This window comes from Streptomyces sp. NPDC053665 (assembly GCF_055585285.1).
In genome coordinates this window covers 841,425-853,696 of sequence record NZ_JBVJKK010000002.1, presented here as the reverse complement: position 1 = coordinate 853,696, position 12,272 = coordinate 841,425, and the positions used below count along the sequence as shown (strand labels likewise).

At 69.5% G+C, this 12,272-nt stretch carries 12 protein-coding genes and 2 pseudogenes; 6 read left to right on the top strand and 8 right to left on the bottom strand.

The features are described from left to right. Nucleotides 1-5 precede the first annotated feature (5 nt). Nucleotides 6-602, top strand: a complete 597-nt coding sequence (gene rfbC, locus ACZ6ZN_RS11365) for a dTDP-4-dehydrorhamnose 3,5-epimerase (protein WP_469645162.1) — start codon at nucleotides 6-8, stop codon at nucleotides 600-602. A 66-nt stretch (nucleotides 603-668) separates the two neighbouring features. Here rfbC and ACZ6ZN_RS11360 read toward each other — a convergent pair whose 3' ends face one another. From ACZ6ZN_RS11360 to ACZ6ZN_RS11340, 5 genes and pseudogenes are all read right to left on the bottom strand, one after another. Next, nucleotides 669-1,844 (bottom strand): zinc-dependent alcohol dehydrogenase, encoded by a 1,176-nt coding sequence (locus ACZ6ZN_RS11360; RefSeq protein ID WP_469645161.1) that lies wholly within the window; start codon nucleotides 1,842-1,844, stop codon nucleotides 669-671. After that, entirely contained in the window at nucleotides 1,841-2,779 is a 939-nt protein-coding gene (locus ACZ6ZN_RS11355; protein WP_469645158.1) for an SRPBCC family protein, read from the bottom strand. Before ACZ6ZN_RS11355 ends, ACZ6ZN_RS11360 begins: the two co-directional genes overlap by 4 nt. Nucleotides 2,780-2,896: 117 nt before the next feature. Then, a pseudogene (locus tag ACZ6ZN_RS11350) lies at nucleotides 2,897-3,933 on the bottom strand (glutathione-independent formaldehyde dehydrogenase); the annotation flags it as partial. After that, nucleotides 3,903-4,985 (bottom strand): annotated as a pseudogene (locus tag ACZ6ZN_RS11345) (hypothetical protein); the annotation flags it as partial. The pseudogenes ACZ6ZN_RS11350 and ACZ6ZN_RS11345, both read right to left, overlap by 31 nt. 203 nt (nucleotides 4,986-5,188) lie before the next feature. After that, nucleotides 5,189-5,599 (bottom strand): VOC family protein, encoded by a 411-nt coding sequence (locus ACZ6ZN_RS11340; RefSeq protein WP_469645156.1) that lies wholly within the window; start codon nucleotides 5,597-5,599, stop codon nucleotides 5,189-5,191. 275 nt (nucleotides 5,600-5,874) lie between these two features. On the opposite strand from ACZ6ZN_RS11340, the gene ACZ6ZN_RS11335 reads away from it, so the two are divergent. Continuing rightward, entirely contained in the window at nucleotides 5,875-6,300 is a 426-nt protein-coding gene (locus tag ACZ6ZN_RS11335; RefSeq protein WP_469645154.1) for a hypothetical protein, read from the top strand. A 182-nt stretch (nucleotides 6,301-6,482) separates the two neighbouring features. On the opposite strand, the gene ACZ6ZN_RS11330 is transcribed toward ACZ6ZN_RS11335, so the two are convergent. Then, entirely contained in the window at nucleotides 6,483-6,797 is a 315-nt protein-coding gene (locus tag ACZ6ZN_RS11330) for a hypothetical protein (protein ID WP_469645151.1), read from the bottom strand. 446 nt (nucleotides 6,798-7,243) lie between these two features. After that, the gene (locus ACZ6ZN_RS11325) at nucleotides 7,244-7,759 is read right to left on the bottom strand and encodes an HAD domain-containing protein (protein ID WP_469645150.1); all 516 of its coding nucleotides are present in this window, start codon (nucleotides 7,757-7,759) and stop codon (nucleotides 7,244-7,246) included. A 241-nt stretch (nucleotides 7,760-8,000) separates the two neighbouring features. Here ACZ6ZN_RS11325 and ettA point away from each other — a divergent pair, with 241 nt between their 5' ends. From ettA to ACZ6ZN_RS11310, 3 genes are read left to right on the top strand one after another with little or no spacing between them, the layout of a single operon-like run. Then, a complete protein-coding gene (gene ettA, locus ACZ6ZN_RS11320; RefSeq protein WP_469645147.1) occupies nucleotides 8,001-9,665 on the top strand; it encodes an energy-dependent translational throttle protein EttA in 1,665 nt (554 codons plus the stop codon). Between the two features lie 2 nt (nucleotides 9,666-9,667). Further along, on the top strand, nucleotides 9,668-10,081 hold the full coding sequence (locus tag ACZ6ZN_RS11315) for an acyl-CoA thioesterase (RefSeq protein ID WP_398110278.1): 414 nt from the start codon (nucleotides 9,668-9,670) through the stop codon (nucleotides 10,079-10,081). Next, on the top strand, nucleotides 10,078-10,746 hold the full coding sequence (locus ACZ6ZN_RS11310; protein ID WP_451878058.1) for a DUF8185 domain-containing protein: 669 nt from the start codon (nucleotides 10,078-10,080) through the stop codon (nucleotides 10,744-10,746). Before ACZ6ZN_RS11315 ends, ACZ6ZN_RS11310 begins: the two co-directional genes overlap by 4 nt. A 20-nt stretch (nucleotides 10,747-10,766) precedes the next feature. On the opposite strand, the gene ACZ6ZN_RS11305 is transcribed toward ACZ6ZN_RS11310, so the two are convergent. Continuing rightward, on the bottom strand, nucleotides 10,767-11,180 hold the full coding sequence (locus tag ACZ6ZN_RS11305; protein WP_333933369.1) for a globin: 414 nt from the start codon (nucleotides 11,178-11,180) through the stop codon (nucleotides 10,767-10,769). 93 nt (nucleotides 11,181-11,273) lie between these two features. Here ACZ6ZN_RS11305 and ACZ6ZN_RS11300 point away from each other — a divergent pair, with 93 nt between their 5' ends. Next, the gene (locus ACZ6ZN_RS11300; protein ID WP_469645142.1) at nucleotides 11,274-12,254 is read left to right on the top strand and encodes a methyltransferase domain-containing protein; all 981 of its coding nucleotides are present in this window, start codon (nucleotides 11,274-11,276) and stop codon (nucleotides 12,252-12,254) included. The last annotated feature ends 18 nt before the right edge of the window (nucleotides 12,255-12,272 follow it).

The window sequence follows — 12,272 nt, the reverse complement described above, 5'->3', positions numbered from 1 at the left end:
AGGACATGCGACCACTGGGTATTGAGGGAGCCTGGGTGCTGGAGCCCAAGGTGTTCCCCGACGACCGCGGCAGCTTCCACGAGTGGTTCCGCGGCGCCGAATTCCGCGAGGCGACGGGACAGGACCTCACGCTGGCCCAGGCCAACTGCTCCGTCTCCAGGCGGGGCACCCTGCGCGGCATCCACTTCGCCGACGTGCCGCCGAGCCAGGCCAAGTACGTCACGTGTGTCCGGGGTGCGGTCGTCGACGTTGTCGTCGACATACGCGTCGGCTCACCGACGTACCGGCAGTGGGAGGCGGTCCGGCTGGACGACCGGACCCACCACGCCGTCTACCTGTCCGAGGGCCTCGGCCACGCCTTCTTCGCGCTGACGGACGACGCGACCGTGGTCTACCTCTGTTCCGAGGGCTACGCCCCCGAGCGGGAACACGGCATCCACCCGCTGGACCCGGACCTCGCCATCGACTGGCCGGCCGGCATCGAACCGCTGCTGTCCCCGAAGGACGAGCAGGCACCGACGCTGGCCGAGGCGGAGGCGCGGGGTCTGCTCCCGGCGTACGAGGACTGCGTCGCCTTCCGCAGGACGCTCCGCGGCGACTGACAGCCGCCCGGTCGCAGAAGGGGCCCTCCCGTGCGGGCACGGGAGGGCCCGGCATTCTTCTGGACCTCACGGGGTGAGGACGACCTTCTCGCAGTGGTCCTTCTTGTTCTTGAACAGGTCGTAGCCGGTCGGTGCCTCGGACAGGGGCAGGCGGTGGGTGATGATCCGGGTGGGATCGATCCTGCCCTGCTCGATCATGTCCAGCAGCGGTCGCATGTACCTCTGCACGTGGCACTGGCCGGTCCGCAGCGTCAGTGACCGGTTCATCCAGGCACCCGCCGGAAACTTGTCGATCATCCCGCCGTAGACGCCGATGACCGAGACCACGCCTCCGCTCCGGCAGGACATGATGGCCTGGCGCAGCACGTGCGGCCGGTCGGTCTCGGAGCGGACCGCCTGCTTGGCACGGTCGTAGAGGTGGACGTGGGAGGCGCCGTGCGTGGCCTCCAGGCCGACCGCGTCGATGCACTTGTCGGGGCCCCGGCCACCGGTGAGTTCGAGCAGGGCGGACCGTACGTCGGTGTCCTCGAAGTCGATGGTGGTGTAGCCCTGGGCGGCGGCCATGTCGAGGCGGTAGTCCTCCTTGTCGATGGCGACGACCTTCTCCGCGCCCAGGACCCGGGCACTGTCCATGGCGAACTGGCCGACCGGCCCGGCACCCCAGACGGCGACGACGTCACCCTGCTGGATGTCGCACATGCCGGCGCCCATGTAACCGGTCGGCAGGATGTCGGACAGGAAGAGCACCTGCTCGTCGGTCAGATCCGACTCGATCCTGAGGGCGTTGGCGTCGGCGAGCACCACCCGCGCGTACTCGGCCTGGCCACCGGCGAAGCCGCCGGTGAGGTGGGAGTACCCGTAGATGCCACAGGTGGGATGACCGAACATCTTCTCCGAGATGCCCGCGTTGGGGTTGCTGTTCTCGCAGCACGAGTACAGCTCCGCACGGCAGGACGCACACGCGCCGCAGGCGATGGGGAAGGGCACCACGACCCGGTCGCCGACGCGCAGTGTGCCGTCGCTGATGCCGGGGCCGACCTCGACGACCTCTCCCATGAACTCGTGGCCCAGGATGTCGCCCTTCTCCATGGTCGGCACGTAGCCGTCGACCAGATGGAGGTCGGAGCCGCAGATCGCCGTCGAGGTGATCTTCACAATGGCGTCGCGGCTGTTCAGGATCGAGGGGTCCGGAACGTCCTGCACCTCGACCGAGTTGCGTCCCGTCCAGCAGGTGGCCTTCATGCCAGTGCCTCCTTCAGCTCGTCCTCGGTCAGCGGTCGGGCCGGGTGCTGCGGGAACTCGCCCCGGGCCCGCTTGCCGCCGGGTGCGCCCTCGGAGCGGACGACCTCACCGGTCTCCGCGATCTGCTTGAACCGGCGCAGGTCGTCGTCCAGTTGCTGGTGCGGCTCCTCGCCGAACCAGCGGGCGGCCGCCTTGCCCACCGCCCCGCCGGGCAGTTCGTAGCGCAGGGACACCCGGATCTCCGTGCCCTGCCCGCCCGGGGCCGGCACGAGACGGACTTCGCCGGAGTTGCCGATGTCGGCGCCCTCCACCGACCGCCACGCGATCAGTCGGCCCGGGACGTCCTGAGTGATCTCGGCGTCCCATTCGACGGTCCTGCCGAACGGTGCGTCGGCCTTCCAGTGACTGGTGCGCGGGCCGGTCACGTGCACGTCGTCCAAGTGCACCATGAATTCCGGCAGTCGCTCCAGGTCCTTCCAGAGGGTGTACACCTCGTCCGGGGACCGGGTGACGGTGGTGGCCGCGGTCAGTTCCATGGGGGCGCTCCTGCGCGTGCGGGTCACGGCCGCGTAGACGTCCGTGGCGGTGAGGGCGGTGACCGCGGCCGTCGCAGCGACGGTGCGTCCGAGACCGCGACCGTTGTGGTTCTTCAGGGCTCTGGCGAGCATCGTCAGGTCCATGAGGTCGCCGCCGACGCGACCCCAGAGCCAGACGGGGTGCGGCCGTCCCAACAGGCCGGTCGCCGCAGCCAGTTCGCGCACGCCGACGGCCGTCGTGGCCGACCGGTGCCGGGGGGCGTCGCCCACGCCCAGGGCCCGTGCGAAGCCCGCCGGGGCGACGACCTGGGGCACGCCCAGGAACGCACTGGCCCAGCCGAGGCCACGTACGAGCGGATCGTGTCGCAGGCGGGAGGTGGAGCGGGTGTCTGTCGTCATCAGTGCTCCTGACGTGCGGTCGTCATCAGTGCTCCTGACATGCGGGAGAACCGGGGCCGGACGGGGGTCGCCGCCCGCCCGGTGTGGTGCCGCAGCGGGCGGGCGGCCCCGGCCTCCTTACTGCTTGTGGCCGTTGCTGTGGCCGTCGGGATGCAGCAGCACCTTCGTCCAGCCGTCGTCACGGGCGTCGAAGTGCTCGTAGGCGGTGGGGGCCTCGTCCAGGCTGAGCTCGTGGGAGACGACGAAGCTCGGCGTAGCCTTCCCGCCGGCGATCAGGTCCCGCAGCGCCCGGTTGTACTTCTTCACCGGAGCCTGGCCGGTCCCCATGCGCTGGCCCTTGAACCACATCATCCCGAAGTCGATGGGCACCTTGCCCTGTGCCTCCCACTCGCCCTGCGCCTCCTCGCCGCCGGGGTCCTGGGGCAGGAACACGCCCACGACGCCGATGTCGCCCGTGAACCTCACCGAGTCGATCAGGCTGTTGAGGGTGAGGCTGGCGTCCTCGTGTCCCTCGGAGTCGTGTGCCTGGTACCCGACGCACTCACACCCGTTGTCGGCGCCCAGACCGAGGGTGGCCTCCTTGACGACCTCGGCCGGGTCCTGCTCGGCGGTGTTGATCGGGATGGCCCCGATCTCCTCCGCCTTGGCCAGCCGGTCGGGCTGGTGGTCGGCCACCCAGACGCAGCCGGCGCCCTTGAGCACGGCGGAGTAGGCCGCCATCAGCCCGACGGGACCGGCCCCGAAGACGATCGTCTGGTCGCCCGGCTTGACGTTGGCCATCTCGGTGGCGTGGTAGCCGGTGGGGAAGATGTCGGCGAGCATCACGTAGTCGCTCTGCCGCTCGGCGGCGTCCTCGCCCAGGCGCAGCGCGTTGAAGTCGCCGTAGGGCACGCGCAGCAGTTCCGCCTGGCCGCCCTGGTAGGGGCCCATGTCGGCGAAGCCGTAGGCGGCTCCGGCGAGGGCGGGTTCCGGTTGCATGGTCAGGCAGTAGTTGGTCAGGCCCCGCTCGCACTGCTTGCAGAAGCCGCAGGCGATGTTGAGGGCAGGACCACGTACTCGCCGACCTGGACCTTGCGGACGGCCGAGCCGACCTCCACGACCTGGCCCAGGTTCTCGTGCCCCAGCGTGCGGCCGGACTCTTGGAATAGGCGGCCGCCCGGATCGCCTCGTCGCTCTCCAGGCCCGACCCCAGCGCACCACCGGCCGTGGCGACCGAAGCGACGAACCAGGCCAGCGTCCAGTACTCCGCGGCATGCAGCGGCGTCCGCGTCATGGAGGCGAACACCTGGTCGTTGAGGATGAAGAGCCCCCACAGCACGTTGACGACCAGCAACCCCGCATAGCAGACGAGCACCCCGATGCCCACGGTCACGACCGTCGACGCGTTGTAGAGCGCCGCCCGCTTCCTCTCCTCCGGCGAGTCCTGCGCCTTCCGATGCCACAGGTGCGCGTCGATGATCAGCCAGCCGATCATGAGGGCGACGGACCCGACCGTGGCGATCACGAGCCGCGGGGTGTCGAGGAATGCGGCCAGGCTCCAGACGGTGGAGTTCACGGTGGCGATCGCTCCGGTGGCGAGTGCGGCCGCAAGGGCCTTGGAGAGGCCCGGGACCAAGCGCCACGGCCTGTTGGCCCGGACCATGCCGCCGAGCACCCTCAGGTAGCCGCGCGGCCCACCGACCACATAACGGAGGTCCGCGGCCTCCTCGTCGCCGACCCGGGCCGGGTGAACGGACGCAAGGCGACCGGTGTCTCCCAGCGACCGATCCTGAACAGGCTTTCCGCCCTGGGCGGACTGCGCATCCGCCAGGCTGAGCACGGCCTCCTCGACCGCGCGCCGGGCCCTGCTCTGGAAGCGCAGTCCGCCCAGGGAGGGGAGGGACAGGAGTGCCAGGCCGTGTTCATGACTCAGATCCACGACGAGTTTGTGGCCCTGTGAGTGCAACGGCAGGTCGGTGAGGGCCACGACGACGTCCCAATCCTCTCCCCGTCGCCGGTCCATGAGCCGGCGGGTCATCGTGGTCGGGTCCTCGGTCCCCGCGGTGAAGGGCTCGCTCACCACCTCGACGGCGAACCGCCGGTGGCGGCCCGACGCGTCCGCGAGCCGGGCGGGCATGTCCCGGGCGATGTGCTGGGCGACCTCGGTCGGCGCGTCCGGATCCGCCAGGAGAGCCACGACCGTGACGCTCTGCGACGACTCAACCATGACGGTCCCTTCTCGTCGTCCACTCCGGCGTTCAGCAGTGCCCCGGAATGCCCGGCGCGTAACGGCCGGTCCTCAACCGATTCGACGCAGCCGTACAGCAGGTCGGGGACGCCGGCGAGCACCTGCGGCCGAACCTCTCGGACGCGACGCCCGACCCGTACGGCGTCGACCCAGGCGGAGCCGAGCAGGCGGGCCCGGGCTGATCAGCCGCGCTCGGGCCAGATCGGGCCCTGGTCGGTCCAGACGACGCCCTTGTTGCGGCACAGGCAGAAGGGGTGGCCGACGGGGTCGGTGTAGACCTGCCAGCCGTAGCCGTTGGGGCCGATGAAGTCCTGCTTCAGCGTCGCGCCGAGGGCCAGGACGCGGCGCTGCTCGGGCTCGAACTCGTCCACTTCGAAGTCGAGGTGGAACTGCTTGGGGTGCTCGCCGTCGGGCCACTGCGGAGCGCGGTAGCCGTCCACCCGGATGAACGCCAACTCGATCTCGCCGAACTGGATACCGGCCCAGTCCTCGGAGCTGCCTTCCTTGACCGGCCGGCCCGTCACCTCGGAGTAGAACGCCGCCAACTCCATCGTGTCCGGGCAGTCGATGATGAAATCGGTGAGTCTCAGCATCCCGGGATCTTGGCACAGGCTCACGCCGCGCGAGGGGGCACCTCCCGTCACCTGTGGCAACCGACAGTGACCGCCGTATCTCAGCCGCTCCCCACGAACCCACAGGTCACAGCCCCCGACTCATACGCGTTTCCGCCCAGGGCTGGCGGTACGGCAAGATGGGGTATTTCTCGCCGTGCCCCGGAGCTGCAGTGCTCAGCCCATCGAGCGATTGTGGGCACTGCGCCAGCACTGTACGTTCCCGCTCACGGATCGATGTAGCTCAGGGGGCGGGGATGTCTAGATACGGCCGCGCGGACAGTGAATGGGAAGAGCTGGTACACGCCGGTCATGGCTTCCTCGTCGAGCGAGCGAAGCTGGGCAAGCTCACCTCGTACACGGAGCTCAACGTGATTCTGGCCAGGCGAGCAGGCTGCCGCCCGTTCGACTTCGAGCGTGCTGACGAACGGGCCGCGATGGGGTATCTGCTCGGGCTGATCGTGGAACGAGACCAGGAGATCGCGCCCTCAGACCCGGCTGTCATGCTCTCGGCCCTGGTGAACTACCTGGGTGCCAACGACGCTGGCTCTGGCTTCTATCAGCTGGCCAAGGAACTCGAACTTCTGCCCATGAGCGCGTCGGCCGATGAGAAGTTCAGCTTCTGGGTCAAGCAAGTTAAGCAACTCTACGAACGTCATGGAGCTAGTCCAGCGGTGGGCTGAGATCAAGCACCTTGAGTTTCCAACTGCGTGACAACGTCGACGGACAACGGCGGACGAGCGCGGACTCCTATGGGCCATGGGGGTGCCTCATGGGCGAGTCCCGCCCGCGACCTTGCCCGGTGAAACCGCAGCTCAGGAGGGGGATCACCCAGCCTTTCCCCTAAAGTGGTTGTCCGTCGTGATCACCGCGTCCACACCAGCTGGAACTCCTCAGCCGGGATGGCCTCCAGCAGATCCTCTTCAGCGTCGATCGCTTGGTCTGTCAGGCCGCCGTGCTCGTCCTCCAGGTGCTCCCAGCTGTACCGGTGGAGTCGGCCGGCCGAGGTCAGTTCGGCTTGCTTGACGACAATCAACTCACCGCGGTCGGGTACGGCCTCGATGTACCACAGACCGCCCTCCTCGTCGGCGTGACGGAAGTGGTGCCGTAGGGTGGCGTTCTCATCGAGTGCTCGGAAGTACGCCACGGACTCTGCTCTGACGTGCTTCAGGTCAACCACGCAACCATCGTGCCAGCGAGCGACCGGGGTTGGTCCCTTCTGACATCCACGTGTGACATCAACGACGCCGGACGCCGGCACTCCTGAGCGGTCCGCCACGACCAGTGTGGCCGGGTAATTCCCCGGTGGTGCCGAGGAGCGATCGAACTCCTGAAGGGGCGTTCAGATCGTCTGTGAGATCCCAATCAACCGATAGCCACGCCTAGGGTTCGCCGTATGGCCGACGACGCTCTGTCCTGTCCCGAGTGCAGGCAGCCCTTGAAGTCGGGGGGTCGTGTACTGGTCAAGAGAGACGACGACGGCCGGAGGGCCTGCCGATCTCTATGGCGGTGCGCTGATCGGCATACCTGGTGGCGGTGGGCGGATCGGCCGGAGGAGCCACTGGAAGTCTGCCCATTTCCGCAGGTGTTCCGTTGACATCCTGCCCTAGCGTCAGCGGGCCGCGCTCAACTCGGTGCGACGGTACCGAGCCATCTGGCGAGCGCGGAGAAGTCGGCGTCATTGAGGCCCTTGGTCGGCTCGACCTGGTGCAGCAGTGAAGGCCCCGGGCAACTGGCGTCGACCCAGAAGCGGTCCATGCCGCTGATCTCGTCGTCGACCCAGATGAAGGGTCGGCCAGCGGCCCACTCGATCATGGGGCGGGTCTTCCAGTGGAGACCCCGTGGGGTTCCTCCTGCGTCGGTGTCCGGCCACTCCAGCACCGGCAGCCTCGGCAAGCCGATGCGCGGGGCGATTACTTCGTTCGCCTCTTCCAGCCAGGTCGTCGCCCAGACGAGCTGGCAGCCCAGAGCAATGAGGCGTTCCCCGATCCCGGGGTCGAGTCGGGCCAGCAGTGGGTTCCCCTGATCGACGGTCGTAGGGGAGGCGGCAGGGACCTCCTCATGACCCGCCGAAGACCCGTACGGGATCAGTGGGCCGTCGACGTCGAGGAAGAGGAGGGGGCGCTCCGATGAGCTGGTCACGGCAGCACCGTAGCGCCGCGCGGCGGGGGAGCCGCACCATCGGGCTGGGCCGTCTCTGGGCCGTGTGAGGGTGCCCGAGGTCGACCAAAGGCGACCGACAGTGACAGTCGCCCCGCAGTCGGCAGCAGAGAAATGCCAGGTCAGCCGCCCCCCGCCATACGCGTTTCCGCCCAGCCCTGGCGGTACGGCAAGATGGGGTGTATCTGCCCACTGTCAGATTCAAGCTGCCGGACGGTTTCTCTTGGCTGAGTTCATTTACACCATGCGCAAGGCGCGCAAAGCGCACGGCGACAAGGTGATCCTCGACGACGTGACGACGAGCTTCCTCCCGGGGGCGAAGATCGGCGTCGTCGGCCCGAACGGCGCCGGAAAGTCGACGATCCTCAAGATCATGGCCGGGATCGAGCAGCCGTCCAACGGTGACGCCTTCCTCACGCCGGGTTACACGGTCGGCATCCTGCTCCAGGAGCCCCCGCTGACCGAGGACAAGACCGTCCTGGAGAACGTCCAGGAGGGTGTCGCCGAGATCAAGGGCAAGCTCGACCGGTTCAACGAGATCGCCGAGCAGATGGCGACCGAGTACACCGACGAGCTCATGGACGAGATGGGCAAGCTCCAGGAGCAGCTCGACCACGCCAACGCGTGGGACCTCGACGCGCAGCTGGAGCAGGCCATGGACGCCCTGGGCTGCCCGCCCGGCGACTGGCCCGTCACCAACCTGTCCGGTGGTGAGCGCCGCCGCGTCGCGCTGTGCAAGCTCCTGCTGGAGCAGCCCGACCTGCTGCTGCTCGACGAGCCCACCAACCACCTCGACGCCGAGTCGGTGAACTGGCTGGAGCAGCACCTGGCCCAGTACCCGGGCACCGTCGTCGCGGTCACCCACGACCGGTACTTCCTGGACAACGTCGCCCAGTGGATCTGCGAGGTCGACCGCGGTCGCCTCTACCCCTACGAGGGCAACTACTCCAAGTACCTGGAGACCAAGGCCGCCCGCCTCAAGGTCGAGGGCCAGAAGGACGCCAAGCGGCAGAAGCGGCTCAAGGAAGAGCTGGAGTGGGTCCGCTCCAACGCCAAGGGGCGGCAGGCCAAGTCCAAGGCGCGTCTGGCCCGCTACGAGGAGATGGCCGCCGAGGCCGACAAGATGCGGAAGCTGGACTTCGAGGAGATCCAGATCCCGCCGGGCCCGCGTCTGGGCAACGTCGTCGTCGAGGTCAGCAACCTCAGCAAGGGCTACGGCGAGAAGCTGCTCATCGACGACCTCAGCTTCACCCTCCCGCGCAACGGCATCGTGGGCATCATCGGTCCCAACGGCGCCGGCAAGACCACCCTGTTCAAGATGATCCAGGGCATCGAGGAGCCGGACTCCGGCGCCATCAAGGTCGGCGACACCGTCAAGATCTCCTACGTCGACCAGAGCCGCGAGAACATCGACCCCAAGAAGACGCTGTGGGCCGTCGTCTCCGACGAGCTGGACTACATCAACGTCGGCCAGGTCGAGATGCCGTCGCGGGCGTACGTCTCCGCCTTCGGGTTCAAGGGGCCGGACCAGCAGAAGCCGGCCGGGGTGCTCTCCGGCGGTGAGCGCAACCGGCTGAACCTCGCGCTCACCCTCAAGCAGGGCGGCAACCTGCTGCTCCTCGACGAGCCGACCAACGACCTCGACGTCGAGACCCTCTCCAGCCTGGAGAACGCGCTGCTGGAGTTCCCCGGCTGCGCCGTGGTCGTCTCCCACGACCGGTGGTTCCTGGACCGCGTGGCCACGCACATCCTCGCCTACGAGGGCGACTCCAAGTGGTTCTGGTTCGAGGGCAACTTCGAGTCGTACGAGAAGAACAAGGTCGAGCGGCTCGGCCCGGACGCCGCCCGTCCGCACCGTGCCACCTACAAGAAGCTGACCCGGGGCTGATCTTGCGGCACATCTACCGCTGCCCGCTGCGCTGGGCGGACATGGACGCGTACGGCCACGTCAACAACGTGGTGTTCCTCCGCTACCTGGAGGAGGCCCGTATCGACTTCCTGTTCCGCCCGGAGAAGGACTTCAAGCAGGGGTCCGTGGTGGCACGCCATGAGATCGACTACAAGCGGCAGCTCGTGCACCGCCACCACCCGGTGGACATCGAGCTGTGGGTCACCGAGATAAGGGCCGCGTCCTTCACCCTCACCTACGAGGTGAAGGACGGCGACCAGGTCTACGTGCGGGCGTCGACGGTGATCGTGCCGTTCGACTTCGAGGCGCAGCGCCCGCGCCGGATCACCGAGGAGGAGCGGGAGTTCCTCCGCGCGTACATGGATGACGCCGAGGAGGAGGCCGTCGCGGCATGACGGTCCTGCACCTCGCCGACGAGGGGGAGGCGGCGGACCTCGCGGCCTTCCTCTCCCGGCTGCTCCACTACGACCGCGGGGCCGCGGTGCGCCTGCAGGCCGCCGGCACCGCACTGGCCGTCTTCGGCCGGCCGCCGTCCTTCGAGGTGCTGGCGGTCCGCGCGGTGCGGCTGGCCAAGCCGTACGAGAAGGGCCTGGAGGTCACGCTGGACGTGACCGTGTCCGCCGGTGAGCTGCTGGAGTCGGTGGACGAGAAGGCCGCCACGGCCGCCGTGCCGCAGGCCGTGACCGGGCCGCCGTGGGCCGGGGTGCTGCCGCCCCGCAGCGGCTGGCGGGCCGAACCGGGACTGCCCGGGCCCGACGCCCTCCGGTCGCTGGTGGCCGCCGCGGTGGCCGAATTCCGCGCCCGGACGGGGGAGTTGCCCGAGGAGCGGCGCACCCGCGGCGAGCTGGACCGCATCGGCCGGGACATCTGGTCCCGCACGGTCGGGGACACCCCGCTGCCGGTCCGGGCCGTGCACGCGGCGCAGTCGCTCGGCTTCCTGCGGCCCGGCGCCCCGCTGGGGCTGCTCTCCTCGGGCGCGTGGCTGCGGCTGCGCACGCCTTACGGGTCGGTCGCGGTACGGCGGGCCGGGCTCGGGGCCCTGGACGTCAGCGTCCGCTGACCGGCCACCGGGGCAGGTCGTCAGCCCGGGGTGTTCACCATCGAGGCGGCCGCGTAGGTCAGGTAGCTCCACAGCGTGTGCTCGTGCTCCTCGGACAGCCCGAGCTCGTCGACCGCCACCCGCATGTGCTTCAGCCAGGCGTCGTGCGCCGCGCGGTCCACCTGGAACGGCGCGTGGCGCATCCGCAGCCGCGGGTGCCCACGGTTGGCGCTGTACGTCGTCGGGCCGCCGAAGTACTGGATGAGGAACAGCGTGAAGCGCTCCTCGGCGGGGCCGAGGTCCTCCTCGGGGTACATGGGCCGCAGCAGCGGGTCCCCGGCGACCCCCTCGTAGAAACGGTGGACGAGCCGGCGGAAGGTCTCCTCCCCGCCGACCTGCTCGTAGAAGGTCTGCTCCTGAAGCGTGCCGCGCCGAATCTCTGTCACGCGTTCCATGGTCTCAGACGCCCCGGCATAGGACTCAAGACCTAGGTCCCACCACCCGTGATCGGAACGACCGGCCCCAGGCCCGCCGCTTACTGTGGAGACATGGGCGGGCACGCACCCGGCAGGGAACTCGAGGACCTCGGCGCCAGCGCGCGGGCGGGGCTGGTGCGGCGCATCGAGGCCAGCGGGGCCTGGACGGCCGACCCCGCCTGGCGGGAGGCCTTCGCGGCGGTCCCGCGCCACCTGTTCGTGCCGTACTACTACGTGGCCGTCGCCGGCGGTTTCGAGCGCCGCTGGGGCGAGAGCCCCGACCCGCAGGCGCGGGAGCGGTGGATACGGGGTGCCTACGAGGACGTGCCGCTGGCGACCCGGCTGCGCGACGGGGAGCTGCTGTCCTCCAGCAGCCAGCCCTCGCTCATGGCGGACATGCTGACGGAGCTGGACGTCCGCGAGGGGCACACGGTCCTGGAGATCGGGGCGGGCACCGGCTACAACGCCGCGCTGCTGTGCCACCGGCTCGGCGACGACAAGGTCACCAGTGTCGACCTGGACCCGGAGATCACCGAGTCGGCCCGCCGGCACCTGGCCGCGGCCGGGCACCACCCGGTCGTCGTCACCGGCGACGGCGCCCGGGGCGTGCCGGAGCGCGCGCCCTTCGACCGGATCATCGCGACCTGCGCCCTGACCTCCGTACCGCCGGCCTGGCTCGCCCAGAGCCGGCCGGGCGGACGGATCCTGCTGCCGCTGGCCACCGGCCTGCTCGCGCTCACCGTGACCGACGCCTCGCACGCCGAGGGGCGCTTCCTGCACACGCCCGCCTACTTCGTGCCGCTGCGCGGGGCCGGCCGGGCCGCGGAGCCGTTCCAGCTCGGCGGGGTGCCCCGCCGGGCCAGGGAGGACGACCTGTTCCGCTTCCTGCTGGCCCTGACCCGCGGCAGCATCGACCCGGAGGAGGCGCTGTCGCTGTGGGAGCAGGAGGGCAGACCGCAGCGCGAGCGCTACGGCATCACCGTCAGCGGCGAACGGGAGTGGGCCTGGCTGGACGACCCGGAGGGGCCGTACGCCTGGCCCCTCCCGTCCTGACGGGCGCCACGCGGTGCC

Coding starts and splice junctions, on each gene's coding strand:
- rfbC (WP_469645162.1), top strand. CDS start 6: ATGCGACCACTGGGTATTGAGGGAGCCTGGGTGCTGGAGCCCAAGGTG.
- ACZ6ZN_RS11360 (WP_469645161.1), bottom strand. CDS start 1,844: ATGAAGGCCACCTGCTGGACGGGACGCAACTCGGTCGAGGTGCAGGAC.
- ACZ6ZN_RS11355 (WP_469645158.1), bottom strand. CDS start 2,779: ATGACGACAGACACCCGCTCCACCTCCCGCCTGCGACACGATCCGCTC.
- ACZ6ZN_RS11340 (WP_469645156.1), bottom strand. CDS start 5,599: ATGCTGAGACTCACCGATTTCATCATCGACTGCCCGGACACGATGGAG.
- ACZ6ZN_RS11335 (WP_469645154.1), top strand. CDS start 5,875: ATGTCTAGATACGGCCGCGCGGACAGTGAATGGGAAGAGCTGGTACAC.
- ACZ6ZN_RS11310 (WP_451878058.1), top strand. CDS start 10,078: ATGACGGTCCTGCACCTCGCCGACGAGGGGGAGGCGGCGGACCTCGCG.
- ACZ6ZN_RS11305 (WP_333933369.1), bottom strand. CDS start 11,180: ATGGAACGCGTGACAGAGATTCGGCGCGGCACGCTTCAGGAGCAGACC.
- ACZ6ZN_RS11300 (WP_469645142.1), top strand. CDS start 11,274: ATGGGCGGGCACGCACCCGGCAGGGAACTCGAGGACCTCGGCGCCAGC.